The following is a 2,257-nucleotide window of genomic DNA, read 5'->3' as shown; positions in this document are numbered from 1 at the left end:
CTGGCCGAAGGCGTTGATGCCGTTTTTCACACCGATGCCGGCGTCGTTCTGGGCGAGTACGGTGCTTGGGATGCGAATCAGGCGAATGCCGCGGTGGAAGGTGGCGCAGGCGTAGCCCACCGCATCCAGCACCGCGCCGCCACCGACAGCCAGCACATGGCAATGCCGGTCCAGGCCTTGTTGCAGCATGTCGCTGTACAGCTGCTGCAGCACCTGTGAGTCCTTGCTCGACTCGCCGGCCGGAACCGCGATCGGCGGCGCCAGGAAATGCAGGTCCGCAGCATGATGGGCGAAGTAGGTATTGATCTGATCCAGCAGGTGCGGGGCGCTTTGCAGCAGCTGTTCATCGGCGAACATCAACACCTTTGCCCGCCCCCCGTGCCCGGCCAGGAGCTGGCGGTGCAGGCAGGGGTTGAGCGGGTCGAACAGATGATCGGTGAACACAACGGGGTAGTCGTAGCTGACCTTGAAGCGACCCTGCAAGGGCTGGTCCGCGTCGGGACGGCGAAGCGTCTTGAACAGGCTGTAGCCGGCGATGAACAGTCCGGGCAATACCATACTGGCGAGCAGCGTCACCAACAGCGCGTTCTGTTCGACGAGAAAACTGCCGATCGCGCTGTAGGCCAATGCGAGGCCGGCGTTGGCCAGGGTGGTGACCAGGAGGAACGCCGGCAATGGATAGCGTTGCATACCGGCAGCAACGACCGAGGTCTCCGCCAACACCGGGACACCGCGCAGGCAGATCAAAGACAGCGTGCCCAACCGATAGGCCAGTTGCCCTGGTTGGCGCTGATGCAGGCCCAGGCGGCCGGACAGCAGGCGCAAATAGCCGGCCCCCAGCGCATAACCCAGTCCTGCACCCAGGCACAGGCCGACGAAGATCACCAGGTAACCGCCCACGCTGCCGAGCATCGCCACGGCCAGCAGCGCGACCATGCTCGACGGCACCGGCAGCACCACGTCCAGTGCCAGCAGGGCGATCAGCAGCAGCGCGAGGTTGAATATCTGCGAGGGAGTCGAGGGCTGGTACAGGTTGAGATGGGTCAGGAAAGCCTGGATCTGTTGTTCGAACAACAGGAAGCTGGCGATCACCAGGCCCGCAAAGCAAATCAATGAGAGCCAGAACTGTCCGGCTGGTCCTTTTTGCGAGAGCAAACGATACCCACGGCCCTGCTTCATCAAGCATCCCTCTTGTTGTTATGACTGATTCCATGTCAATGATTCAAGGCAACGCCAAGTGTGTGTTTTAGGCCAATGGATTCTCTCGCCTGAGGGGCTGTGAAGTGCGGTGGACGATGTGGTTGGAGACAGGTTTGAATCTAGACGGCCCGGGTGTTTTTGCAAGGCCATCTGATGGCAATTTGATTTGGAATGCCACTTTGCGCGTCAGGTAACCCGCGCCCCTTTGGCGAAGACGTTTCGCTTACGGCCTGGCGAGCCCAGGTTTAGATCGATTATTTCTTACGGTTATTGATATAGCGTTGGATGGCATATCCATGATCGTGGAATCGACGCTGTCATACAGGAACTGTCTGCAATGAAAGCGAATGGCATGTTGCAACAGAAGACATGGCGCGCGTCACTCCGGTAAGCCTGCTCGAACGTTCATTCCCGCTGTTCGGTCGCCATCTTGTCGGGCCCGGGCCAATCCTTAGAATCCGCCCCATCAGCTCGTCCGACTCTCGAACTTACAGGGAACACCACCATGATGAACGCCATGCAGATGCCAATGCCGATGAACGCCAACATGCCGATGATGCCGATGATGGGCATGCCAATGATGATGGCGACCATGACCTGCGAAATGATGGACGACGGCATGATTTGCAAGATGATGCCCGCTGCCGGCATGGACATGGCCATGTTCAAGAACAGCGCCGACATGATGCAGATGATGATGAACTGTGGCATGCCGATGATGATGCACTGCGGCAACATGAGCATGATGTGCATGTCCCCGGCGAGCATGGCCATGCCGATGGCGAGCATGATGATGCCGATGCCGATGATGGGCATGCCGATGCCGTCGATGAAGTGCGTGATGGAATGCACCGTGATGGCGGACTGCATGATGTGCAAAGTCATGCCGATGGCCGGCATGAACATGGACATGATGAAAAGCTGCTGCGCGTTGATGATGAAGATGATGGGCGACTGCAGCATGCCGATGATGATGAGCTGCAATGGCATGCCGATGATGTGCTGCACCTGCTGATGACAACCGGGCAGGTTCGCTCTTGAGGCGGCACGATCCATT

At 58.8% G+C, this 2,257-nt stretch carries 2 protein-coding genes; one reads left to right on the top strand and one right to left on the bottom strand.

Going from position 1 to position 2,257, the window contains the following annotated elements; all coding sequences use genetic code 11:
- A partial coding sequence (locus tag OC610_RS26035) for a VTT domain-containing protein (RefSeq protein WP_264431917.1) occupies positions 1-1,179 on the bottom strand: 1,179 nt, incomplete at its 3' end.
- 526 nt (positions 1,180-1,705) lie between these two features.
- Here OC610_RS26035 and OC610_RS26030 point away from each other — a divergent pair.
- Positions 1,706-2,215 carry a hypothetical protein gene (locus OC610_RS26030; RefSeq protein WP_264431914.1) on the top strand — a complete coding sequence of 170 codons (510 nt, stop codon included), beginning with the start codon at positions 1,706-1,708 and terminating at the stop codon, positions 2,213-2,215.
- Positions 2,216-2,257: the final 42 nt, after the last annotated feature.

Source organism: Pseudomonas agronomica, from assembly GCF_025917275.1.
Classification (GTDB): domain Bacteria; phylum Pseudomonadota; class Gammaproteobacteria; order Pseudomonadales; family Pseudomonadaceae; genus Aquipseudomonas; species Aquipseudomonas agronomica.
Note: the sequence above shows the minus strand (reverse complement) of the source record. Positions and strands in the feature narration are given on the sequence as shown.

Bases quoted from the DNA above. Each gene is read 5' to 3' on its own strand.
- OC610_RS26030 (WP_264431914.1), top strand. From the start codon at position 1,706: ATGATGAACGCCATGCAGATGCCAATGCCGATGAACGCCAACATGCCG.